The 22313-nt window shown below is 60.8% G+C and carries 15 protein-coding genes and 3 pseudogenes; 6 read left to right on the forward strand and 12 right to left on the reverse strand.

All coding sequences use genetic code 11. The features are described from left to right. The first annotated feature begins 10 nt into the window (after nucleotides 1-10). Nucleotides 11-1252 (forward strand): 3-(3-hydroxy-phenyl)propionate transporter MhpT, encoded by a 1242-nt coding sequence (mhpT, locus tag ACF8O8_RS18670; protein WP_392510224.1) that lies wholly within the window; start codon nucleotides 11-13, stop codon nucleotides 1250-1252. A gap of 15 nt (nucleotides 1253-1267) precedes the next feature. Here mhpT and ACF8O8_RS18675 read toward each other — a convergent pair whose 3' ends face one another. The 5 genes and pseudogenes from ACF8O8_RS18675 to ACF8O8_RS18695 all read right to left on the reverse strand — a co-directional run bounded on the left by ACF8O8_RS18675 (nucleotide 1268) and on the right by ACF8O8_RS18695 (nucleotide 8228). Beyond that, a complete protein-coding gene (locus ACF8O8_RS18675) occupies nucleotides 1268-2326 on the reverse strand; it encodes a diguanylate cyclase (RefSeq protein WP_049587927.1) in 1059 nt (352 codons plus the stop codon). Nucleotides 2327-2650: 324 nt separating this feature from the next. Then, nucleotides 2651-4702 (reverse strand): TonB-dependent receptor, encoded by a 2052-nt coding sequence (locus ACF8O8_RS18680; protein ID WP_392510225.1) that lies wholly within the window; start codon nucleotides 4700-4702, stop codon nucleotides 2651-2653. Nucleotides 4703-4783: 81 nt separating this feature from the next. Continuing rightward, nucleotides 4784-5191 (reverse strand): DUF2946 family protein, encoded by a 408-nt coding sequence (locus ACF8O8_RS18685; protein WP_392510226.1) that lies wholly within the window; start codon nucleotides 5189-5191, stop codon nucleotides 4784-4786. A 328-nt stretch (nucleotides 5192-5519) separates the two neighbouring features. Next, a pseudogene (locus ACF8O8_RS18690) lies at nucleotides 5520-7175 on the reverse strand (TonB-dependent receptor); the annotation flags it as partial. 180 nt (nucleotides 7176-7355) lie between these two features. Continuing rightward, nucleotides 7356-8228 carry a LysR family transcriptional regulator gene (locus ACF8O8_RS18695; RefSeq protein WP_392510227.1) on the reverse strand — a complete coding sequence of 291 codons (873 nt, stop codon included), beginning with the start codon at nucleotides 8226-8228 and terminating at the stop codon, nucleotides 7356-7358. Nucleotides 8229-8329: 101 nt separating this feature from the next. Here ACF8O8_RS18695 and ACF8O8_RS18700 point away from each other — a divergent pair, with 101 nt between their 5' ends. The 3 genes from ACF8O8_RS18700 (at nucleotide 8330) to ACF8O8_RS18710 (ending at nucleotide 10378) form a co-directional block, all read left to right on the forward strand. Beyond that, nucleotides 8330-8743 carry a VOC family protein gene (locus ACF8O8_RS18700; RefSeq protein WP_010954206.1) on the forward strand — a complete coding sequence of 138 codons (414 nt, stop codon included), beginning with the start codon at nucleotides 8330-8332 and terminating at the stop codon, nucleotides 8741-8743. A gap of 158 nt (nucleotides 8744-8901) precedes the next feature. Then, nucleotides 8902-10218: a cation:dicarboxylate symporter family transporter gene (locus tag ACF8O8_RS18705; protein ID WP_392510228.1), complete on the forward strand. Its 1317-nt coding sequence runs from the start codon at nucleotides 8902-8904 to the stop codon at nucleotides 10216-10218. A 1-nt stretch (nucleotide 10219) separates the two neighbouring features. Further along, nucleotides 10220-10378: a hypothetical protein gene (locus tag ACF8O8_RS18710; protein WP_162497224.1), complete on the forward strand. Its 159-nt coding sequence runs from the start codon at nucleotides 10220-10222 to the stop codon at nucleotides 10376-10378. A 42-nt stretch (nucleotides 10379-10420) separates the two neighbouring features. Here the strand turns inward: ACF8O8_RS18710 and ACF8O8_RS18715 are convergent, their stop codons facing one another. From ACF8O8_RS18715 to ACF8O8_RS18740, 6 genes and pseudogenes are all read right to left on the reverse strand, one after another. Next, nucleotides 10421-11143 carry a DUF4198 domain-containing protein gene (locus tag ACF8O8_RS18715; protein ID WP_392510229.1) on the reverse strand — a complete coding sequence of 241 codons (723 nt, stop codon included), beginning with the start codon at nucleotides 11141-11143 and terminating at the stop codon, nucleotides 10421-10423. Nucleotides 11144-11157: 14 nt separating this feature from the next. Then, entirely contained in the window at nucleotides 11158-13248 is a 2091-nt protein-coding gene (locus ACF8O8_RS18720) for a TonB-dependent siderophore receptor (protein ID WP_392510230.1), read from the reverse strand. A 310-nt stretch (nucleotides 13249-13558) separates the two neighbouring features. Next, entirely contained in the window at nucleotides 13559-14503 is a 945-nt protein-coding gene (gene folE2, locus ACF8O8_RS18725) for a GTP cyclohydrolase FolE2 (RefSeq protein ID WP_049587854.1), read from the reverse strand. Between the two features lie 113 nt (nucleotides 14504-14616). Then, nucleotides 14617-15165 (reverse strand): annotated as a pseudogene (locus tag ACF8O8_RS18730) (GTP-binding protein); the annotation flags it as partial. 46 nt (nucleotides 15166-15211) lie between these two features. After that, nucleotides 15212-16204 carry a porphobilinogen synthase gene (hemB, locus tag ACF8O8_RS18735; protein WP_232014143.1) on the reverse strand — a complete coding sequence of 331 codons (993 nt, stop codon included), beginning with the start codon at nucleotides 16202-16204 and terminating at the stop codon, nucleotides 15212-15214. 5 nt (nucleotides 16205-16209) lie between these two features. After that, nucleotides 16210-16644 carry a DUF4440 domain-containing protein gene (locus ACF8O8_RS18740; RefSeq protein WP_049587855.1) on the reverse strand — a complete coding sequence of 145 codons (435 nt, stop codon included), beginning with the start codon at nucleotides 16642-16644 and terminating at the stop codon, nucleotides 16210-16212. A gap of 97 nt (nucleotides 16645-16741) precedes the next feature. On the opposite strand from ACF8O8_RS18740, the gene ACF8O8_RS18745 reads away from it, so the two are divergent. Beyond that, nucleotides 16742-16954, forward strand: a complete 213-nt coding sequence (locus ACF8O8_RS18745) for a hypothetical protein (RefSeq protein WP_392510231.1) — start codon at nucleotides 16742-16744, stop codon at nucleotides 16952-16954. A gap of 187 nt (nucleotides 16955-17141) precedes the next feature. On the opposite strand, the pseudogene ACF8O8_RS18750 reads toward ACF8O8_RS18745, so the two are convergent. Further along, nucleotides 17142-18792 (reverse strand): annotated as a pseudogene (locus ACF8O8_RS18750) (diguanylate cyclase domain-containing protein). 728 nt (nucleotides 18793-19520) lie between these two features. Here ACF8O8_RS18750 and clpK point away from each other — a divergent pair. Continuing rightward, the gene (clpK, locus tag ACF8O8_RS18755) at nucleotides 19521-22292 is read left to right on the forward strand and encodes a heat shock survival AAA family ATPase ClpK (protein ID WP_392510232.1); all 2772 of its coding nucleotides are present in this window, start codon (nucleotides 19521-19523) and stop codon (nucleotides 22290-22292) included. The last annotated feature ends 21 nt before the right edge of the window (nucleotides 22293-22313 follow it).

The raw sequence follows: 22313 nt of genomic DNA on the forward strand, positions 1-22313 counted from the left end.
AGGGCCACACATGCATCATTCATCCGCGTCATCGGGCAAGGCCGTGCTCACCATCGGCTTGTGTTTTCTCGTTGCCTTGCTGGAAGGGCTGGACCTGCAGGCCACCGGCATCGCCGCGCCACACATGGCCAAGGCATTCAACCTGACCCCTGCCATGCTCGGCTGGGTATTCAGTGCCGGGTTGCTGGGGTTGCTGCCCGGCGCGCTGATCGGCGGTTGGCTGGCAGACCGCTTTGGCCGCAAAGCGATCCTGATCGTGGCGGTGCTGCTGTTTGGCGGCTTCTCGCTAGGGACCGCCCATGCCCAGACCTACGAATCGCTGTTGATCGCGCGGCTGATGACAGGGCTCGGGCTGGGGGCGGCGTTGCCAATCCTGATCGCCCTGGCCAGCGAGGCGGCGCCTGAGCGTCTGCGGAGCACGGCGGTCAGCCTGACTTACTGTGGTGTGCCGCTGGGCGGGGCGGTTGCGTCGCTGATCGGCATGGCCGGCGTGGGCGACGGTTGGCGTACGGTGTTCTACGTCGGCGGCATCGCACCGATCGTGATCGCCTTCGTGCTGATGATCTGGCTGAAAGAGTCCCAGGCATTCCGTGCCCAAGGCGTTGCCAAGGCTGGCAGCGAAGGTGTGCTTGCCCAACTGTTCGGGCCGCAGCAGGCAAGCCGCACGCTGTTGCTGTGGGTGGCATGTTTCTTCACCCTGACAGTGTTGTACATGTTGCTCAACTGGCTGCCGTCGCTGTTGATCGGCCAAGGCTTCAGCCGGCCGCAGGCGGGCGCCGTGCAGATTCTGTTCAACCTGGGTGGGGCGGCTGGATCGTTCCTGACCGGTCGGATGATGGACCGCGGGTTTGCCGGGCGGGCGGTATTGATCGCCTACGCCGGCATGCTGGCGTCGTTGGCGGGGCTGGGGCTGTCGAGCAGTTTCGGGCTGATGTTGCTGGCCGGGTTCACTGCAGGGTATTGCGCCATTGGTGGCCAGTTGGTGCTGTACGCGCTGGCGCCGACGCTGTATTCGACCCAGGTTCGCGCAACGGGCTTGGGCGCTTCGGTGGCGGTGGGGCGCCTGGGTTCCATGGCCGGTCCTCTGGCGGCCGGGCAGATCCTTGCAGCAGGTGCAGGTGCGGGGGGGCTGCTGATGGCCGCGGCTCCAGGCCTGGTGCTCGCGGCGTTGGCGGCACGTGCGCTGCTGAAACACCGAACCCGCACGCAACGCCCGGAGCCGGGTGAGGCTGCGGCCCAGGACCCTGCATAGCACTTCCTTGGGGGGCTAGTGCTGCTTGCGCAATGCCTCCTGCTCCGGTTCGGCGACCGTGACCCGGTTACGGCCCGATACCTTGGATAGGTACATGGCGCTGTCTGCACTGCTGAGCAAGGCGCCGAGCTCAGTGGCAGGGGCCTTCGCGAACGCTAAACCTATGCTTGCGGTGACCGGGTGTTCATCATTCACACGCAGTTTGGCTATCAGGGCCCGCAGGCGCTCGGCAACCTCAATCGCCGTGTCTGGCGGCGTATTGGGCAGCAGGATGGCGAACTCCTCGCCGCCCAGCCTGCCGGCAATGTCGTTGTCACGCAGGCTGGCACTGATCGCTGCACCGATGCGCTGCAGCACCTGGTCGCCTGCGGCATGCCCGAACGTGTCGTTGATCTGTTTGAAATGGTCGACGTCCAGCATCAACACGGCCATGAATGTACCCGCATCCCTGCACCGGACGTGCTGCGCCGAAGCATTGTCGAAAAAAGCACGTCGGTTGTTCAGGCCGGTCAGTTCGTCCGTGCACGAGGCCACCATGGCCAGCCGATGCGCGCGTTGCATTTCGTGTTTCAGGCGCCAGGCCGTCGTCAATGCCGAGGACAGGCTTTGCGTCGCGCTGACCACAAACCAGGCGAACACCAGCACCGCCAATGCTATCCCTTGTTGCAGCGTGGAAGGTTGCAACAGTAGCCAGCCCGTAGAAGGCAGCAAGACCAGGCCCATCGACACCAGGGTCATGTTGCGGTAGGAGGAGTAGCATGACACCGCGCTGACAGACATGCCGACGGCAAACAGCATGATCAGCGTCTGCCCCAGCGCGTCGTCTGCGGGCATTACGGCAAAGGCGCCCCAGCCCCAGATAGCCGCCGACAGCATCAGCGTGACCCAGTAACGCCACTCCCAGCGTTCGGCCGTGCGCTGGTTGGCGGGTGCTCGCAGATAGGCGAAGAACATGGCGGTACGCACGCCGGTCGACACGCCCAATAACGTCATCCAGACCATGACCCTTTGCGGGTCGAAACGCTCCCAGCCCAACCAGCACAGCATGACGGCGGCCAGGAAGCTGCCAAGCACCGCAGGCGCTGACTGGACGAACAGCTGTTCGAGCCGATCCCTCCGTACGGAGTGCGCTATTTCATCGCGGGGATCAAGGTTTGTCATGGCTGGTGCCGCCACTCGTGACCGGTAGTGGATACCGGTACTTTGACGGCGCCCTGGAAAAGCCTCCTGGCGTTCACATGTGATGCCCTTCGCCATGTTTGATTGCTGGATTACGAACATAGCCTGTTTTCTGGCAATTCGAAAGCCAATCGATCGCCACGGCCAACAAGTGGTCGAGCAAGCCAAGGCAGCTGAGGGTGTTGCCCGAACCACTGGCGCCGACCAACGGGCAGGCTTTCAGAAATCGAACGTCACGCCGGCATACAGCGCACGACCGTCACCCGGGGAGTGGAGGGAGGCATCCGCACCATCCGGGTCGTACCACACGTACTCGTAGTAGCGGTTGGTGAGGTTCTTCAACTGCAGGTCGACACTCACCGTTTCGTTGACCTTGTAGGTCGCGCCAAGGTTCGTGAGCACGTAACCGCCATACCGGCCCTGGGTATTCTCGCGTTCCAGGTAGTAGTGGGTCTGGCCATTCATCCAGGCCGTCAATTGCAGGGCAGGGGTGGCCTGGTAGCTGATGCCGGTGTTCCACAGGTGATGCGGCACGTGATCGATTTCCTTGCCTTTGCTGGCTGGCAAGGCACTGCTGGGCTCAAGGATTTTCGAGTACTGCCAGGAATACGACATCCACATCTCGGTGCGTGCGTCCGGGTGCAGGTTAACCTGCAGGTCATAGCCCCAGCGGCGTGTCTCGCCGACGTTGTCCGACTCGCCGCTGGGGTCGTTCAGACGGCGGCTGACCTCGCCCGTGGCGTCCTGGCGCCAATAGGCGAAGCGGCCATCGACCCAACCGGCTGGCGTGAACTTGACACCGGTTTCCCAGGTTTCGTTGATCGACGGAGAAAGGTCTTCGTTGCGCGGTGGTACTTTGTAGGCGGCCGCGCCCGTACCCACCTGGAACGTTCTGCCCCAATTGGCATAGACGCTGGCGACCTTCCAGGGTGAATAGACCACGCTGAGCTTGGGCTGTTTGATCAGGCCGTAGTCGTTGATGTCGTAATCCAGGCCGGTCATCTCGTTGGTGAAGTCACCGCTGATCCTGTCCACACGGTACGCCGGGACAATCTTCAGCGATTCGACCGGTTCGATCTCCGCCTGCACATAGGCCCCCGCGGTGTTGAAGTCGTAACGCTGGTCGCGGGTTTGCGCCTGCCGCACGCGGTTGAGCGTGCGGTAACGTTCGCTGCGGTTTTCCTGCTTCTGGATATCGCTGCCGCCTTCCAGGGCGAAGGCATGCAGCCAGTCGACCTGCGGGCGCCAGGTGAGCGAGGTAATGGCGCCGTACTGGGTTTCGTACGTGTCGCGCTCCTGCTGCGAACTGCTGCTCCAGTACTGGGTCCAGCGCCGGTCGTCAAAGGTGTTGACGTAGGTCCTGGCGGACCAGGACAGGGTCTGCGCCAGTTCGGTATCGAAATGCAGGCTGATCTGGTTCATCCGCCGCGTGCCCTTGTCCGTGGCGTTGTAGTCGTTGCTCATGCGCGGGTGGTGGCGGGCGTTGTCCTCGGTCAGGTAGCCGGCCTCCTGCGCTTCGGACTCGTAATGGCGGGCGATCAGGCCCACGCGGTAGTTGCCATTGTCCGGGGTGTAGAACCATTTACCGCCGAAGCTGTAGCGTTCGGTGTCGGCATGGTCGCGGTAGCCGTCGACCTGCTGGCGGGCTAAGAAGTAGTTCTGCGTCCAGTTACTGGTCTCGATGCCCTTGGCCAGTTGCACCTCGCGGGTGTTGAAGCTGCCATAACGCATGCGCGCTTTGTTGTAGTTGCCGCCGGTACGGGTATTGATGTTGACGTTGCCCGCAATGTTGTTCAGGCCATAGCGCGGGTCGCTGGTGCCGCGCACCACCTCGATGCTGTCGATGTCCATGGGGAACACCGAGTCGATGAAGGGCATGTTGCCGTCATTGGTGTTGCTGGGAATGCCGTCGATCAACAGTTTCACGGCGTTGATTTCGCCTTCGCCATTGAAACCGCGGAACGAAAGCTTGCCGGAGGTGGTGCCTTGGTTGAACTCGGTGAGCATCACCCCCGGTGCCCGGCGGAACAGCTCCCAGCTGTAGGCAACAGGCATCTTCTCGAGGATGTCGCCGCCCAGAATATCCACCGAACTGAGCACGCTGGTTGTGGCCAGGGGGCCGCTGTCGGTGCCGGTCACATTGACCGCGCCGAGGGTGAGTACCGAGTTTTCGGCAGGCAGTGTTTCAGCGATGGCAAGTGACAGTGGGTTGAGGCCGAACAAGGCGAGCACGGGCAGTACGGCGCGTGCGGTACAACGGAACGCAGGCATGTGTGGTTTCCTGGCAAGAACGGTCGGGCAAGGTCAGGCGTCGTGCAGCGCACGCCATGACCACAAGACAGCAGCGACGGTTCAGGCCAGGGGTGAGGCGCGGGGATTCAGCCGAGGCCACTGTTCTCGCGGCAGCGGCAAGGCATGACGGTCTCCCAGTAGAAGGTCGGCCGGCCAGTAGCGGGGGAACAGATGGCGGTAGTAATCACCGCCTGCCAAGGCATGGCCGGCATGGCCACAACAGCAGTCACCACTCTGGTGCTTGGGTTCAGGGGAATGGTCGAGTTGCGGCAGGTCTGCCTTGAGCTGGGCCAGCAGTGACTTGGGCAGGCTCTGGGCACCGTGAAGGCTGCAGAAACTGCCGAGAATCAACGACTGGCTGTCGAGGCGAGGTGATTGCAAGGCACGGTCGAGCGGCATCGCCAGCAGGTTGAACAGCAGGGCGAAGCAGGCGAACAGACAAAGATGAGCACGAGCACGTGAAAGCATGAGTCACCCGACCGAACGTGGCGCGAATTAAGCCGCATCCGTTGCGGGCTGTACAAGTTCCGTGGTGCGCCATTTTGTCGCGGGCGTACCACGCTGAGGGCTCAACGACTGCGCATGCAGGCGGCCATCATGAACGTTCGGCTCAGGTTTTTTATTGGAAGGCAGAGGCCAAGAGAGTGGCTATCCCTTCCGGTGTTTTATGCTTGGCAGGGTTCTCATCGGGCCAAACAAAAGCCGGGGCGTATTACCGTCCCGGCTTTTGTTTTTCAGAGAACAGCGGCAATCGCTTAGGCCGCAGCCAAACACGAAATGCGCTCGGTCGGTGTCATCAGTAGCGCCACTGCACAGCGACTTCCAGGCTGCGCGGTTCACCCAGGTAGTACTGGGTGTTGGTCTGGTGGATGAAGCGGGCATACACCTCGTCGGTGAGGTTGCGCAGCCGCGCGCTGACTTGCACGTGCTTGTCCAGGTCGTGGGTCATGGACAGCCCGTAGACGGTGTACGACGGTACCCATGCGGTGTTGGCAGTGTTGGCGTACACCGATGAGACATAGCGGGCATCGGCCCCGACCTGCCAGCCAGGCGCCAGGTCGTAGGTCAACCAGAGGTTGGCCACGCGGTCGGGGAAGTTGACCGGGTTCTTGCCCTTGCGCGAGTACACCACGCCGCCGATGGTCTCGTTGAATTCATCGTATTCGGCATTTACCCAACTGAAGTTGCCCGCCGCCAGCAGCTTGGGCGTGACCTTGAAGGAGGCTGCCAGCTCGATGCCGGTGGAGGTCTGCTGGCCCGCCTGCTCGGTGGTGTTGGGCACGGTCGAGGAGGGCACGGAGATATCCTTGCGCACGATGCGATACGCCGCTGCCGTCGCCGAGCCGCGGCCGTCGAGGAAGTCGAACTTGCTGCCTACCTCGACCTGACGGCCGGTGCTCAGGTCGAAGTCGCCGACCTGGCTGATCGAGGCGCTGGTCAGGGTACCGCCTGGTGGTTCGGCCGAGGTGCTGTATTGGGTGTACAGGCTGACGTTGGATGTCAGTTCATAGACCAGGCCCAGGCGACCGGTGATGGCGTCCCAGCGTCGGTCGAGCCTGGCTCGCGCCACATGGTCGACCACGTCGAAGTCGATATGGTCGTAGCGCAGCGCGGTGATCAATGATAGTTGATCGGTCAGGCGGGTACGGTTCTCGACGAAGGCCGAGGTGGTGTCGGTGGTGGTGGTTCTGCCCTTGGTCATGGGCGCGTCCATACCGGGGATATCGAGGAAGTGCCCGGGTTCGAAGCCGTTCGGGTCAACCGTGTCGAACGCCCCCTTGGACAGCGGGTAGTTGGTTTGCTGGTTGGTGCTGTAGTCCATGCCGAACGCCCAGTCGCTGGCAAGGCCGAACAACTGGCCCTGGTGGGTCAGCTCCAGCTTGTCGCCGTTGACCTCCTGGTCGTGCCGCTGGCGATAGCCGCCTGAGCGAGCGATGGCGCTGTTGTCGGCGTTGTAGCGATACACCTCGAGATTGCGGTAATCGCGCTGGCCGTTGTAGTGGTAGAAGGTGTTACGCAGTTGGGTGTTGTCGTCGAAGCGGTAGTCGGTGATCGAGCGCAGCCACCGGGTGCGCTGCTCGTAGCGACCGTCTTCGACGTTGTAGTTGTTGAAACGGTTGTGCTTGTCAATGTGCAAGGTACCGACCAATGGCTGCAATACCGGTGTGCCCCAGTAGGGGCTGTCCTCTTGCTCTTCCAGGTATTCGATGGCCAGCGTGTGTGAGAGCTGATCGTTGATGTCGCTAAGCAGCGAGAAGGCCAGGTTGCCGGCCCCATTCTCCTGGCGATCGATATAGCCGTTGGTGCTGGTGCGGCTGTAGTCGAGGCGCGCATGGTGGCGTGGGCCGTCGCCCGTGTTCAGCGCCTTGTTGAAGGCAACCGACGTTTCCATGGTGTCGTAGCGTGCATAACTGACGCGCCCTTCGAAGGTGTCCACTGCCCGCGTGTGCAAACAATCGCGCGGCATGCCGGCTGCAGGCGGGTTAAAATGCGCAGGGGTAACGAGAGATGGGCGACACCCTCGGAGAGGTAGGCCGCCACTCCTGTTGTTGCCAGTATGGGCGTGGTGAGATCCGGCCCCGAGTCAGTTCAAGCATGATGGCTGAGGCAGTCAACGCAGACCGTGTGTGATCTATGGGAAGCTGCAGTTATTCATAAGCTGTACCTTCAAAACCTCCACCGCCTTGGGCCTTCTGGGGTTGGCCTTGTGAAGCAGGACTACCTGGCGCATGTAGCTGTCAGCGTCCGACACTGGCGTTGCCTGTACGTCGTCAGTCTTCAATCCCGCCCAGAGTGGGACAACAGACACCCCCATGCCTTTTGCGACCATGATGTAGATAGCATCCAGCGCATCCAGATTACAGAGGACATCGGGCTGCAGGTCATTGTCATTCAAGTACTGCTGTGCAATCTGCCCACCCCAGGCATGTGAGTCATATCGAATCAGGTTTCGACCAAGAATCGTCGAGCGGATGTCGCGCTTGTCAACGGGGTCTTTGGTCAAAAGCATCAGGGGTTCTTCTCGAAGAACCTGTATACGAATGCTTTTGGGGACGCTGAAGGGCGGACATACCATGACTCCCGCATCGAGCTCTCCGCAGGCTACTTGTTCGTAAAGACTGCGCGAGTCCCCTGGCGTGATGCGTAGCCTCAGTTGCGGGGCAATGCTTGATAGCTGATTCATGGCCTCTGGCAATATGCCTGTCAACGCTGTAGAGATCGCACCGATCTTGAGATACCCCGACAGGCTACTGGTGTCCAGATCCTCTTTCAGCTCTGCTGCCCCCTGGATCAGATCTCGAATCTTCGGCAGCAACGACAGACATTTCTCGGTAGGTTCGACAGCATGTGCGCTTCGGTTCAGGAGTTCGCACGCCAGCGATTTCTCGAGGGCTTGTATACGCTGGCTGACTGCAGGTGCTGTCAGGTTTTCCCGTCGAGCCGCCGCTGCAATCGAGCCAGTCTCTATCACTGCCATCAGGCTTTCGAGAAATCGAGTGTCCAAAACATTTCCTTTCGCTGAGAGATGGAAAAATGCGCTTTAGCACTTGCGCGAGGCTACGCTAACCTCCCCGAAAGTTCTATCAGAAACCAAAGAGGTCAGTTATGAAATCGTTATTTCATGTTTCATACCATGTTACAGATCTCGAAGCATCTCGTAACTTCTACGGTAACATTCTCGGCTGCAAAGAAGGCCGCACGAGTGAAACTTATGTGGATTATGATTTCTTCGGTCACCAGATTTCGCTTCACAAAGGTGTTCCTTTTCCAACTACCCGTACTGGTAAAGTCGGCGACCATGAAGTGTTGATGCCGCATATCGGCTTGGTGCTGCATCTGGATGACTGGTTCGCGATGGCAGACCGCCTGGCGCTTCATGGCGTGCAGTTCGACATACCGCCGGTTGTACGATTCCCGGGCCAACCTGGGGAGCAGCGAACGATGTTTTTCCTGGACCCCAGTGGCAACCCGATCGAGATCAAAGGGTTCAAGGACTTTGAAGGTGTATTTGCCACCTGATTGGCATAAACCTTCGGGACGCGCCTCCCGCTTTGTCTGCGTGAGATAAGAGGCGTGTATCGGTGAGTGGCCACTCAATAAAAATAACAGGCTCCAACGATGTGTTTGGCATTTTTGCAGGCCAATGTACAGTCCAAATTATAATAACTGGAGGACGTATGGCAAAGACTAGTCTGGTGACTAGAATTATTGCAGGTCTTGTGCTCGGGGTTGTAGTGGGGGCACTTCTCAATTTCTTTCCCGAGTATAAAGCCTGGATAATCAGCAGCCTTTTACAACCCGTCGGCGACATTTTCATCAAGATGATGAAGATGATTGTCGCACCCCTCGTATTCGCGTGCATGGTCGGCGCGATCGCAGGCAATGGTGATAGCAAGGCGATAGGGCGGGTCGGGGTGAAAGCCCTGTTCTACTTCTTCGTCGTGACCAGCATCGCAATTGTGTGTGGCCTGCTGGTTGGCAATCTTGCGCAGCCAGGCGTAGGTGCCAACTTGACGACCCTGGCAAACACCCAAACGCTCTCGCTTCCGTCTACCTCGGAGAACACTGGGTTTGGTCAAGTCATCCTCAACATCATCCCGGACAATATCGTCGGTGCAATGGCGCAAGGAAAGCTGCTGCCTGTCCTGTTCTTCTCGGTCATGTTCGGCTTTGGGCTAAGTGCTCTGGACAAAGAGAAGAAAATGCCGTTGATCGCGGTAGTCAATGCCATTTCCGCGACGATGTTCAAGGTGACGCATATCGTGATGCACTACTCACCCATCGGGATCTTTGGCCTGATCGGCGTGACGGTCGCCAACTTCGGGCTTTCCGCGTTGCTGCCTCTGGCAAAACTGATTGCCGTCACCTACGTCGCGGTCATTCTGTTCGGCGTAGTCGTGCTGGGCGGCATCGCGAAGGTTGCCGGGATCAACATCTTCGACCTGATCAAGGCGATCAAGGATGAGTTGATCCTGGCGTTCAGTACTGCCGCCTCGGCGACTGTCATGCCCCAGCTGATTGAAAAGGTCGAGGCCTACGGTGCGCCGCGTTCGATTGCTACGTTGGTGATTCCTACGGGTTATTCCTTCAATCTGGATGGCGCATCGCTGTTCGTGGGCATCGGCACGCTGTTCATCGCGCAGCTGTATGAAATTCCCCTGAGCTTGGCTGACCAGGCGATGCTGATCATCATCATGGTGCTGACCTCCAAGGGCGCAGCCGGCGTCCCGGGGGCCATGTTCGTGATCTTGACCGCTACGCTGACCAGTGCCGGCCTGCCTGTGGAAGGTATTGCATTCATCGCCGGAGTCTATCGCTTGATGGACATGCCGATCACGGCGCTGAATGTCTTGGGCAACGCACTGGCGCCTCTGGTGGTGGCGAAGTGGGAGAACCAATACCGGATGCCTGCTGCCCCGGTGGTAGCGCCCGGGGAGCGCCCGCAAGTGTTGACCTCTTCAATTAGCGCTGGGGGCTCGGCAAACGTGACCTAGTGTGTTCATCGACATGATCGCCCTGCATGTGATGCAAGTGCCCATCATGCAGGTAATCGACATGCCCATCGTGTTCGATTGCCGTGTGGCCGCAGCCGGGCTTGTGCCGATGGTCATGGTGCGGATGCTGGTTGCAGGCACTCATTCCGAACGTCTCTAACTGCCATACCTCGGCCGACACGGCCGAGGTACGTTGCTTGTGTTACTCGTGGTGCGGCTCACCCAGGAACGTCAGTGAACTGAACAGACTCTGCTGGGCCACGGGGCTGCCGTCTGCCATTGGCAGGGTAGCCTGGGCCGCGATGATGTTGAGTCCTTCATTGCGTACGGTAATAAGTGCCCGGCCTTGCTTGTCGGTGGTGGCGCTGACCTGGTGAGGGGCGCCCCGGTAATCGCCCTGCAGCGGGATATCAGCAGCCGGTTTGCCATCGAGCAGTACCTGCACTTCCAGCGTCTTGCCTGGCCCGACTTGCAGAGGGTCGCTCAGGGGAACGATCGCCAAACGCAGCATGTCCAGTTTCGGCAGGCGTGCACCGCTCTGGTAGATCGCCAGGCTGTATTTCAAGCTGTGGGTGGAGGCGATCGCATCCTTGACGTGGGTGCGATCCTGATTGACCCATTGCTTGTCCGGGCGCTGTGACCAAGGCCCGTTGTCCAGCAGCACGGCAAGTGCCGCAGGCGGGGTAAGTGGTTGCAGCACGGCATGATCCGCCAGGCGCTCGACCGTGACCGGGATCATGTTCCCGGTCACGTCGAACGCCCAGGCGCGCTTGATCTTTTCCGCCTTGTAGGCGTTATCCTCGGCGCCGTGGCCGTACACGGCCTCGATATTGCCACGTCGCTCCTCGGTCCACAGGCCGTGGGCGCCTGCGTTGACGCTGACCATCAGGGTCAACAGGGAAGCGACTTTCAACGATGGATGCATGATGGTTCCTCGGTTCAAAGGCTCAGGGTCAGGCTTACACTGAAGTTGCGTGGCTCCCCGGGCAGCACCCAAGCGCTGTTGTACGAGCGTTCGTAGTACTTGCGGTCGAACAGGTTGTTGAGGTTAAGGCCGACGGTGACCTGTTCGCTGGCCTTGTAGTGCGCCAGCAGGTCGACCGTGCTGTAGGCGTCCAGGGTGAAGTCGCTGCCGGCCTGGCCGGAGCGTTCGCCGACGTAGTTCACCGCTGCGCCCACATCCGAGCCGCGCAGGGCACCGTCCTGGAATTCGTACACGCCCATCAGGCTGCCGCTGTTACGGGGGATGCCGAGCAAGTCGCTGCCTTTGGGCAGGGCTGCGTCGCCTTTGGTGACCTCGGCGTCGATGTAGGCGTAGGCGCCGATCACTCGCAACGCGTCGGTCAGTTGGCCGCTGAACTGCAGGTCCAGGCCTTGGCTGCGCGCTTCGCCCGCCGCCACGCTCTCGCCAAGGGCGTCGGTGGTGATGACGTTCTCCTTGTCGATATGGAACAGGGCGATGGTCGCGCCCAGGCGGCTGTCGAGAAGGTCGAGCTTGACTCCGGTCTCGTAACCCAAGCCCTTTTCAGGCTTGTACACCTGGCCCTGGGTGCCGATGGTGTTGGGTTTGAACGAAGTGGATGCGTTGGCGAACACGCCGACTTGCGGGGTCAGTTGGTACAACACCCCGATGCGCGGTGTGGCAACGTCCTTTTCCTGGCTGTTGCTGAGACCCGTGGTGCGGTTCTGCGAGGTCTGCTCGAAGCGCTCCAGGCGTACGCCCAGCAACCCGCGCAGGCGCTCGGTGAAAGCGATCTGGTCTTGCAGGTTGATCGCGTAGCTTTCAGTGTGCTCGAAGAAGTCGTTGGCACGGGTGATGGCTGGCTTCGGCTTGCCGTATACCGGGTTGTAGATATCCAGCCCATACGCTGCGGACGTGGCGCTTTGCGGGTACTTCTGGCTGTTGCGGTAGTTTTCGTACTCCAGCCCCATCAGGGTCTGATGCTGCCAGCCACCCAGCTCGAACTGCCCGTGCAGCTCGGCCTGGGTGATGTTGTCGTTCCATTCGAAGTCGCGTTCGCGATAGAAGCGCGTGATGGTGGTGCTCACCAGGGCCTGGGGCTCGGAGCTGTTGCCCTTGAGCGTGCCCTGGGTGTAGTGGTTGGCCAGGCGCAGCTTCCAGTTGTCGTTGAGCACGTGTTCCAGCGCCACGTCGAGGGTCTGGTTGTCGTTGCGGATCTCGCCGTCATTCGGCTCGCCAAGGAAGGTCGAGCGCTTGACCGAACCCATTTCGCCGTTGACTGCCGGAATACCGCGATCGAACACCGACTCGGTGCGGGAGAACTCGGTGTCGATCATCAGTCGGGTGTCGGGTGACAGTTGCCAGCTCAGGGAGGGGCTGACGATACGGCGCTCGCTGCCGACATGATCGCGGAAGCTGTCGTTGTCTTCGACAGCGAGGTTGATCCGGCCCAGCAGATTCCCTTCGCTGTCCAGCGGCGAGTTGGCGTCCAGGGCGGTGCGGTAGCGATCCCAGCTGCCTGCGCTGAGGGTGAGGGTACTGAAGGCTTCGGCCTGGGGGCGCTTGGTGACGATGTTGACCAGTCCGCCAGGGTCGCCACGGCCATACAGGCTGGCAGCCGGGCCTTTGAGCACTTCGATGCGCTCGATGTTGGAGGTGTCCGGCGAGCTGTAGCTGCCGCGGTTGATGGCGAAACCGTTCTTGTACAGCTCGCCCGTGGTGAAGCCGCGCACACTGTAGTTGAGGAAAGTCAGGCCGCCGAAGTTGTTCTGCCGCGAGACGCCGCCAGCAAAGTCCAGGGCGCGGTCGATGCGGGTGGTGTTGAGGTCCTTGATCACCTGCGCGGGCACGACGTCGATACTCTGCGGCGTGTCGCGGATGTCGGTATCGGTGCGGGTGGCCGTGGCAGAGCGATTGGCACGATAGCCTTGCACCGGCCCGTCGGCGCGCTCTTCGAGGTAGGCGTCGGTGATGGAGGTTTCGTTCAGCAGCAAGGGTTGTGCCGCTGAAATCGGCTGGCCGAACAAGCCCAGCGTCAGGCCGGCCAGAAGGGGGGCACGAGGGTTCACGTAAAGTCTCCGTTTTTCACGCTATAACGTTGCATTGTTGGATACGTCCTGACTTGGGCACTGTCCACGAGCTCGAAGGGGATCACAACGGGTACACCATCAGGCTCCACGGTGTAGGCTGTGCAGGCTGCACTCGATGCCAACATCGATGCCGCGCCCTGCTTCGGGCCGTGCTGCATCACAGATGACAAGAAACCCTTGCGAGTAGAGCGGCCCGCCTTGCGTCAGACCTGACAAATGAATCCTGATGAGGAAATGTTCATGTGTTGGGATGCGCATGTTATTAGATGTAATAACGTAACGCTAGTGGTTAGCGTTCATTACCGGTTGCAAATGATTCTTGTTGGTCAGGCGCAGCGGCCTGCGGGGCGGACCAGGCCGAAGCATCGTGCGGGTGCAGGCTTTCCAGGTGGCGAACGTGCACTTGGCTATCGCGGTAACCGTGCAGGCTTGCCTGAATACGCCGCGCAGCGTCTTCGACGAACATCAGGTTCTGCCCATTGAGTGCTGCGAAAGCCTGTTCGTCAGCCCGTTTTACGGCGGTCTGAACCGGCGTGCGCAAGGCGCCTTCGACGTGGTCGATCAGGGCCAGCAACCCGAGATCCGGGGCATCGGCAGGTACCGTGACGCGCACTCGAGCTTCGCTGCGTTGGCTATGTGGCGTCGCCAGCGACGCGTTGCTGCGCAGCCACTGCGCGACGGCGCTGACTTCGAGCAGTGGCTGGTCCTTGAAGGTTCGCAGGAAGCCGTCCTCAATCAACTGCCGGGAGAGAGCGGCCGAGCACGGGCAGGTCGAGGAGTAGCCGATCCTGACCTCGATACTCAGGTTCAGCGCCCCGCCGACCTTCGTGGCGAGCACGTGAACCGGGTACGACTTCCAGCCAGAGAGGCCCTCGGTCACCAGTGCAGGGCGGCGAACCAGCAAGTCGAAATCCAGGCGCACCCTGGCACTGCGGCTTTCGCAATCCTGATGGCTGTCGATCATCTCCTGCAACAGCGCAAAGAGGCTTGCCGGCGACACCGCCGCAGCCTGCCCCCAGGCGTCCAGCAGGCGATACAGCCTGGACATGTGAATGCCTTTGACATGCGGTGCCGGCAGGTCGACCTGGACATCCGCCCGGGCGTGCAGCTCACGCTGGTAGGTCGGTTCTTGGATCCTTACCGGCAGGTCGATACCCTGCATGCCGACCCATTGCAGCGGGCTGAGGCTGGGGGCCAGGTCGGTGACGGAAACGTCGGGTAATGCTGAGCTCATCATGTATATCCAGTGGTGGGAGCCTTGCACGTGGCAGCAAGGCGTATGAATCAGTTCCAGCCGGGGAAGGGGTTGGTCAGCTTTATCCAGCCTTCCGGTCCCTGGGCCATTTCCTCATCGGTCAGCAGGTCGACCACGGTGCGCACGTCTTCCTCGCCCAGCGATTCACCGCGTGCCTGCAGGCTGTCGCGCGAGCTGTAGTCGCGCAGGAAATTGAAGGCATCGACCACGGTGACCATGGTGTCGAGGCGTGCCACTTCGCTGAGGCTACGGCCATCCTCGCCTTCGAAGGTGAAGGTTTCCGCCACCGGCAGTGGCTCGGAGATGCCCGTCGATTCGATGACCAATTGGTCGAAACGACCCTCTTTGGCTAGACGGTCCACTTCGAGCAGAAGGTCTTCGCGCAAGGTGCAGCAAATGCAGCCATTGCTCATCTCCACCAGCTTTTCGTCGGTGCGTGACAGCTCGGCGCCACCCTTGCGTATCAGTGCGGCATCGATGTTCACATCGCTCATGTCGTTGACGATCACCGCGACTCGCCGGCCTTCGCGGTTGTTCAGAATATGGTTGAGCAAGGTAGTCTTGCCGGCTCCGAGGAAGCCGGAAAGTACAGTGACGGGCAGCCGCGCGGCTTCGTTGGTATGGGGGGCAGGGGTGCTCATCGGGAAGCTTCATGATAAAGGGTGGTGCGCATGCGTGCGGCTCTGCTCAGTCCTCGCCTGCATCACGGCGAGTACAGGCGGCGCATTTACCGTGCAGCTCATCCTGGAGGCATTGATGGCGTTCAAACGTGCGGGGATCCAGCCAGCCATGATTGATCGCTGCCTTGAGCATCGAGTATTCACCGCTGACCTGGTAGGCGAATGTCGGCACGGCAAAGGTTGCCTTGACCCTTTGAATGATGTCCAGATAGGGCATGCCGGGCTTGACCATCACCATGTCGGCGCCTTCTTGCAGGTCCAGCGCTACTTCGCGCAGGGCTTCGTCGCTGTTGGCCGGGTCCATCTGGTACGTGCGCTTGTCGCATTTGAGCGCGGCCGCCGAACCCAGCGCGTCGCGGAACGGGCCGTAGAAGCCGGACGCGTACTTGGCGGCGTAGGACATCAGACGCACATCGCTGAACCCGGCCAGGTCCAGCGCGGACCTGAGCGCGCCGATGCGCCCGTCCATCATGTCCGAAGGTGCCAAGGTGTCGATGCCGGCCTGGGCCTGGACCACAGCCTGGGCCGCCAGTACCTGCAAGGTCTCGTCATTGGCCACGCGGCCTTGGCGCAGCACGCCGTCGTGGCCATGGTCGGTGTAGGGGTCCAGTGCGACGTCGCCGATCAAGCCAAGGTTGGGGAACGTGGCCTTGAGCAACCTGGCGGCGCGGCAGATCAGGTTGTCCGCGTCGAGGGCGTGGGTGCCCTCACTGTCTTTGCGCTGCACTGGAGTGGCGGGAAACAGGGCAATGGCCGGAATGCCCAGTTCGACCGCCCGGCCTACGTGATCCGGCAGTTCGGCCAGGCTGACGCGTACCTGGCCCGGCATGGCGGTGATCGCCTCGCGTGTACCTGAGCCTTCCTTGAGAAAAACCGGCCAGATCAGGTCATCGCGAGACAGGCTGTTTTCAGCGACCAGACGACGCGTCCATTCGTCAGCGCGATTACGGCGCAAACGCGTGGCCGGGAACGCGCCCGTTGAGCTCGCGAAGTAGGTCATGCCTCTCATGCCTCGATGGAGGAATGGTGGCCAGTGATCAACCACTGCTGGTCGATCCGCTCGAAGGTGAACAGGAAGCGCGCTGGCACTACCCGCTGCTCGCCGTCGTCACGAAAGACGAAGGTGTACTGGCCTCCAACGACCACGGTCCCCAGCTTGCGGCTGACGCGCTTCTTGAACAACTGGATGTCACAGACCAGCCCGTCGTTAGCGAGGAAATTCTCGAAATAGTTGCGACGGCTGTCGTCGCAGTCACGCACTTGGTTGGACAGGGTCGGAACCAGGATCGCATCTGGTGCGTACAACGCCAGCACCTGATCCACATCACGTGTGGCCACGGTCGCGGCCCAACGGTAGAGCGCCGCTTTGGCACCTGCCAGGCAGGCCAGTTCGGTGTCGGCGTAGGTTTCGATGGTCGGGTTCTGGCATGTTTCGGTCATGGCGTCTCTCCTGCGCAAGTGGAAAAGATGAACAGTAGCGGCGTAATCTGCTAAGTTGTAAGTGTTATAACATAACATCTATCGCAGGTTGCAAATCATGTTCCTTACCCTTGAGCAGGCACAGGCGGGAAGCCGCTTCGCCTTGACCGATGTGCTTCGCCACATACCCTGGAACCCCCTGGGGCTGATCCCCGCCATCACCCAGCAGCATGACAGCGGCGAAGTCCTGATGCTGGCCTGGATGAACGAAAAGGCGCTGCTTCAGTACATTGCTGGTGCTCAGCAACTCCGGGCGCTTGTTACGTTATGACGAGCGGGATATGGAGAAGAGGGAAATGTCAGCATATTGTGCTGGCATCCAACGCTGACGCCTATAACGCGGGCATGCAGGTGGGGGCTCCCCCCACCTGTCACAGCGCCGGCAACGATGGGCATCGCTTACAAAGCAGCACGAAAATATCAACCCGGCGAGCCGAGGACATCACCATGGCGGTGGACTAGTCGGCCAAGAAAGTCCTGAGCGCCTCATGCGACATGGGTCTCGCAAAGTAATAGCCTTGGAGAATATCGCAGCGCTCCCTTTCCAGGAAGTTCACCTGAGGCGCAGTTTCCACACCTTCAGCGACTACTGACAGGCTGAGATGATGGGCCATCGAAATGATGCCTTGAGTGATTGCTGCATCGTGTGGGTTCGTCGAGATGTCCTGGATAAAGGAGCGGTCAATTAAGATCGCTGGTGTACCATTGAAAGTTGTTCCGACCTTGTTGCTTGGCTTTGTACATGGCCATGTCAGCCTGCTGGATCAACTTCATCGGCTGCTCGATGTGGCCATCGCTTACCGTAATACCGATACTGGTACTCACGTGCAGGTCAATACCGTGGATACAGTAGGGTTTGCCAATGCTGGCCAGCAGTCGCTCGGCCACCGGGACAGCGTCTTCGTCACGAAGCAGGTCCGTCAGCAGAACGACAAACTCATCGCCGCCCATACGCACGACGGTATCAGCCGGACGGACCTGCTGGGTCAAGCGCTGTGCCACCTCGATCAGCACTTGATCGCCGAAGTAGTGCCCGATGGAGTCGTTGATGGATTTGAATCCATCCAGGTCGATGTACATGACCGCCAGTTGAACTTTACGTTGACGGCTGCTGCGACACGCCAGGACAAGCCGGTCTTCCAGAGACAGGCGGTTAAGCAAACCCGTCAGCCCGTCATGGCTGGCATTGATACTCAACTGGCGCTCGTAATGCTTCTGTTTGCTGATATCCCGCGCGATGCCGAATACCCCGACGATCTCGCCATTGACCATGATTGGCAGGTTAGCGATATCCATGATCAACTGCTTGTCGTCGCTCTCGTCGCGCACCCTTGCCTCGAATCGCTGCGGCTCACCGGCGCGGGCCGCGAAAAAATGCTGATTCACTTTCGGCAGGTCTTCTTCGAACACGAGGTGGGAGAAATGATGGCCGACAAGATCAGTTGCCGCGCCAGCTTTAAGCTTCAGGCCAGCTGGGTTCACACTCTGGATGTTGCCCGCCCTGTCAAGGGCGAAAACCGGGTTGGGGTTGTAGGTAAACAATGAGCGAAACCGTTGTTCGCTTTCCTCCAGACGTTGGCCGTCACGCTCATGCCGGATCGCAATGGCAGCCAGTTGCGCCGCGCAGGTCAGCCGATGGATCTGCACCTCGCTTGGCGCAATCGCTTGATCCTGGTATAGCGCAAATGTCCCAAGAACGGAGCCCTCATGCGAGAGTAATGGCAACGACCAGCAGGAGCGTAGATTGTACCCTAGCGCCAGACTGCGAAAACGCTCCCAGCTCGGATCCCGGGCTATATCCGCTGTCACCACCAGCTCGCGGCGGAATGCAGCTGTGCCACACGTACCTTCCTGAGGCCCGATGGGCAAGCCATGGATTGCATCGCTGTAGGCAGGCGGCAGGCCAGGCGCGGCGCCCTTCAGCAAATGCTTGCCTTGCGCATCGGTGAGCAGTATCGAACGCAGCGTGCCGGGATCCTGGGCGTCGATCATCAAGCAGATGGCGGTGAGGATGTCGTGCAGTTGATGATTGGTCGCAATCATACCGAGTATGTCGCGCTGAGACTCGGAAAGCGCCATGCTGTGATAGCTCGTGCAGGAGGTGTTCATGGGAGTTCCTGAGTACTTGCGAGGCCTTCCGGTTCCCTGAACGGCTGGAGAATTGAGTGCCCGGGTACAGTCCGATCGCACCCCGATCGCGAAAACTTATAAAGCAGTGGGCCTTCCACGAAAAAGACTCAGGTGGATGATAAAAGAACGTATCAGATGGAGCGCGTGCGCCTAAACTCGGCTCGCCTCGGCCTGCCCGCTGACTGTTTCTGAACCGATCGCAGATACTGCTTGACTTTCGGACTACCAGGCGCAGACTTTAGCCAGCATTGCGAAAGTTCCTTGGGCCTGGGCGCATCTGTTTTCGTCGCTCGCCAACCCGCGCTTGCCTACCAGGCGTGCTGAAGCTGGCGCTGGACATCACGGATGCAGTACTGGCTTTCCTTCGAATGGCCCCATCTCAAGGAAAGAACATCCCGATCACGCCCGACTGCTGCGAGAGCAGCAGAAGTGCGCCTTCCCTCGTGCCGAACGCTCTACGGCTGTTGCCCGCCACCCTCGAACCTGCCTGACGATGCCGATCAGGTTTTGATCAAGCGCCCATTCGACAATGGGCTGTTGACGATCATCCTCGAGGAGCGCGAAGCGGGTGCATCGAAGCACAGCCGTTCGACTCCGAATTGAAGCTGACTCGGAGATTTCGTTGAAGTCGTCACGAAGGCCCACCAGCAGACGAGGTGCTGCGGCAGGCTCCATCTCGTCATCTCAATGACTCAAGGAGCGCCCGCATGGCCAGCAAACAATGCCAGGTCTGTGGCCAACCCGCCACGACACGGGTGGAGGCCAAGGTCAATGGCCGCCACAGCATCATGCTGTTGTGTGATGATCACTACCGCCAATTGGTGCGCCAGCAAAAACGCACCCTTTCCCCACTGGAAGCCCTTTTCGGCTCGCGCAGCGGTTTGTTCGAAGAGTTCATGGGCAGCGATTTGCTGCGCATCGGAGAAGACTCGGCATCCGTTGCCACGGATGCCGATGAAGTGGCTGAAGCGTCGTCTGGGGAACCTGGCCGCGCAGCGTCCGGCACGCCACGCCGCCGCAGCAGCGGGCTGGCCAGCCGCATCAGCGAACACTCCGAGGCCCTGTTGCAGGAAGCCGCCAAGCGTGCCACGGAGTTCGGTCGGTCCGAAGTCGATACCGAACACCTGCTATTGGCGCTGGCCGACAGCGACGTTGTGAAGACCATCCTTAGCCAGTTCAAGATCAAGGTTGATGAGCTCAAGCGCCAGATCGAAGCCGAAGCCAAGCGCGGCGACAAGCCATTTGAAGGCGAAGTCGGCGTGTCGCCTCGGGTCAAGGATGCGCTCAGTCGCGCCTTCGTCGCCTCCAATGAGTTGGGGCACGCATACGTAGGCCCCGAGCACTTCTTGATCGGGCTGGCCGAAGAGGGCGAAGGGCTGGCCGCCAACTTGCTGCGCCGCTATGGCCTTATGCCGCAGGCCCTGCGCCAGTGCGTCAGCAAGGTGGTTGGCAAGGGTGCAGAGGATGGCCGCGCCGAGGCACCGACCGAAACGCCGGAGCTCGACAAGTACTCGCGCGATCTCACCAGGATGGCGCGCGATGGCAAGCTGGACCCGGTCATCGGGCGGGCACAGGAAATCGAAACCACCATTGAGGTACTGGCGCGGCGCAAGAAGAACAACCCGGTGTTGATCGGCGAGCCTGGCGTGGGCAAGACGGCTATCGTCGAGGGGCTGGCGCAGCGCATGGTGGCCGGCGAGGTGCCCGAGACGCTGCGCGACAAACGCCTGGTCGAACTGAACATCAATTCCTTGGTGGCTGGCGCGAAGTACCGAGGCGAGTTCGAGGAGCGCGTGCAGAAGGTGCTGAAGGAAATCGCCGAGCATCAGGGCGAGCTGATTCTCTTCATCGACGAAGTGCACACCATCGTCGGGGCAGGCCAGGGCGGTGGAGAAGGCGGCTTGGACGTGGCCAACGTCTTCAAGCCGATGATGGCGCGTGGTGAGCTGAACCTGATTGGCGCGACGACGCTCAACGAGTACCAGAAGTACATCGAGCAGGACGCTGCGCTGGAGCGGCGTTTCCAACCGGTCGTGGTGCCCGAGCCAACGGTGGCGCAGACCATCATGATCCTGCGCGGCCTGCGCGACACCTTCGAAGCGCACCACAAGGTCAGCATCACCGAGGAGGCGATCATCGCTGCCGCCGAACTGTCCGACCGCTACGTCAGCGCGCGCTTTCTGCCGGACAAGGCCATCGATCTGCTCGATCAGGCCGCCGCCCGCGTCAAGTTATCGGCGACTGCGCGTCCGGTTGCGGTGCAGGAAATGGAGTCGGAGTTGCACCAGTTGCGCCGCGAGCAGGACTACGCGGCTTCGCGCAAGCAATATGACAATGCGGCGCAGATCAGCAAGCGCGTCGAAGCCACGGAGGCCGAACTCAAGCAGCGGGTCGAGGAGTGGGAGCGCGAGCGCGGCTCGGGCAGCACCGAGGTCAAGGCGGAACATGTGGCGCAAATCGTCTCGCGGCTAACCGGCATTCCGGTCAATGAACTGACGGTGGAGGAGCGCGAGAAGCTGTTGCACCTGGAGCAGCGGCTGCATGAGCGCCTGGTGGGGCAGGACGAGGCGGTGCGTGCGGTGGCGGACGCGGTTCGGCTGTCGCGCGCTGGGCTGCGCGAAGGCAGCAAGCCCGTTGCCACGTTCCTGTTCCTGGGCTCCACCGGTGTCGGCAAGACCGAGCTGGCCAAGGCGCTGGCCGAAACCATCTACGGCGACGAGAGCGCCCTGTTGCGTATCGACATGTCAGAGTATGGCGAGCGCCATTCCGTGGCTCGGCTGGTGGGCGCGCCTCCGGGTTACGTTGGTTATGACGAAGGCGGCCAGCTTACCGAAAAGGTCCGGCGCAAGCCCTATAGCGTGCTGCTGCTCGACGAAATCGAGAAGGCCCACCCCGACGTCTACAACATCCTGCTGCAGGTGTTCGACGACGGGCGACTGACCGATGGCAAGGGGCGCGTGGTGGACTTCACCAACACCATTATCATCGCCACGTCCAACCTGGGCTCCGACATTATTCAGCGGCGGCTGAAGGCGCCTGGAGCGGCTGGTGAGGAGTACGAGAAGACCAAGGTCGAGGTGATGGAAGTGCTGCGCGGGCACTTTCGCCCCGAGTTCCTCAACCGAATCGATGAGATCATCGTCTTCCATGCGCTGGGCAAGCAGGAGATCCGCCACATTGTTGGCCTGCAACTCGAGCGCGTAGCCCGCAATGCCGCGAGCCAGGGCGTGACGCTGACGTTCGACGAGACACTGGTCGATCACTTGGCGCAAGTCGGCTACAAGCCCGAATTCGGTGCCCGCGAGCTCAAGCGACTGATCCGCAGCGAGCTGGAGACGGCACTGGCACGTGAAATGCTCGGCGGCGGCATTGGCAAGGGTGATCACGCCCATGTGCGCTGGGACGACAAGGCGGAGCGGGTCGGGTTCGACCGCCGGCAAGCCGCGCCGGCCAAAGAGCTCGACAGTGAAAATGCGTGAAGCGCAGGCCGAAGGCTGCGG

Source organism: Pseudomonas sp. TYF_14 (assembly GCF_043105275.1).
Classification (GTDB): domain Bacteria; phylum Pseudomonadota; class Gammaproteobacteria; order Pseudomonadales; family Pseudomonadaceae; genus Aquipseudomonas; species Aquipseudomonas alloputida.

Coding starts and splice junctions, on each gene's coding strand:
- ACF8O8_RS18700 (WP_010954206.1), top strand. CDS start 8,330: ATGAAATCGTTATTTCATGTTTCATACCATGTTACAGATCTCGAAGCA.
- ACF8O8_RS18740 (WP_049587855.1), bottom strand. CDS start 16,644: ATGACCGAAACATGCCAGAACCCGACCATCGAAACCTACGCCGACACC.
- folE2 (WP_049587854.1), bottom strand. CDS start 14,503: ATGAGCTCAGCATTACCCGACGTTTCCGTCACCGACCTGGCCCCCAGC.
- ACF8O8_RS18685 (WP_392510226.1), bottom strand. CDS start 5,191: ATGCTTTCACGTGCTCGTGCTCATCTTTGTCTGTTCGCCTGCTTCGCC.
- ACF8O8_RS18715 (WP_392510229.1), bottom strand. CDS start 11,143: ATGCATCCATCGTTGAAAGTCGCTTCCCTGTTGACCCTGATGGTCAGC.
- ACF8O8_RS18705 (WP_392510228.1), top strand. CDS start 8,902: ATGGCAAAGACTAGTCTGGTGACTAGAATTATTGCAGGTCTTGTGCTC.
- ACF8O8_RS18680 (WP_392510225.1), bottom strand. CDS start 4,702: ATGCCTGCGTTCCGTTGTACCGCACGCGCCGTACTGCCCGTGCTCGCC.
- hemB (WP_232014143.1), bottom strand. CDS start 16,204: ATGACCTACTTCGCGAGCTCAACGGGCGCGTTCCCGGCCACGCGTTTG.
- clpK (WP_392510232.1), top strand. CDS start 19,521: ATGGCCAGCAAACAATGCCAGGTCTGTGGCCAACCCGCCACGACACGG.
- ACF8O8_RS18745 (WP_392510231.1), top strand. CDS start 16,742: ATGTTCCTTACCCTTGAGCAGGCACAGGCGGGAAGCCGCTTCGCCTTG.
- mhpT (WP_392510224.1), top strand. CDS start 11: ATGCATCATTCATCCGCGTCATCGGGCAAGGCCGTGCTCACCATCGGC.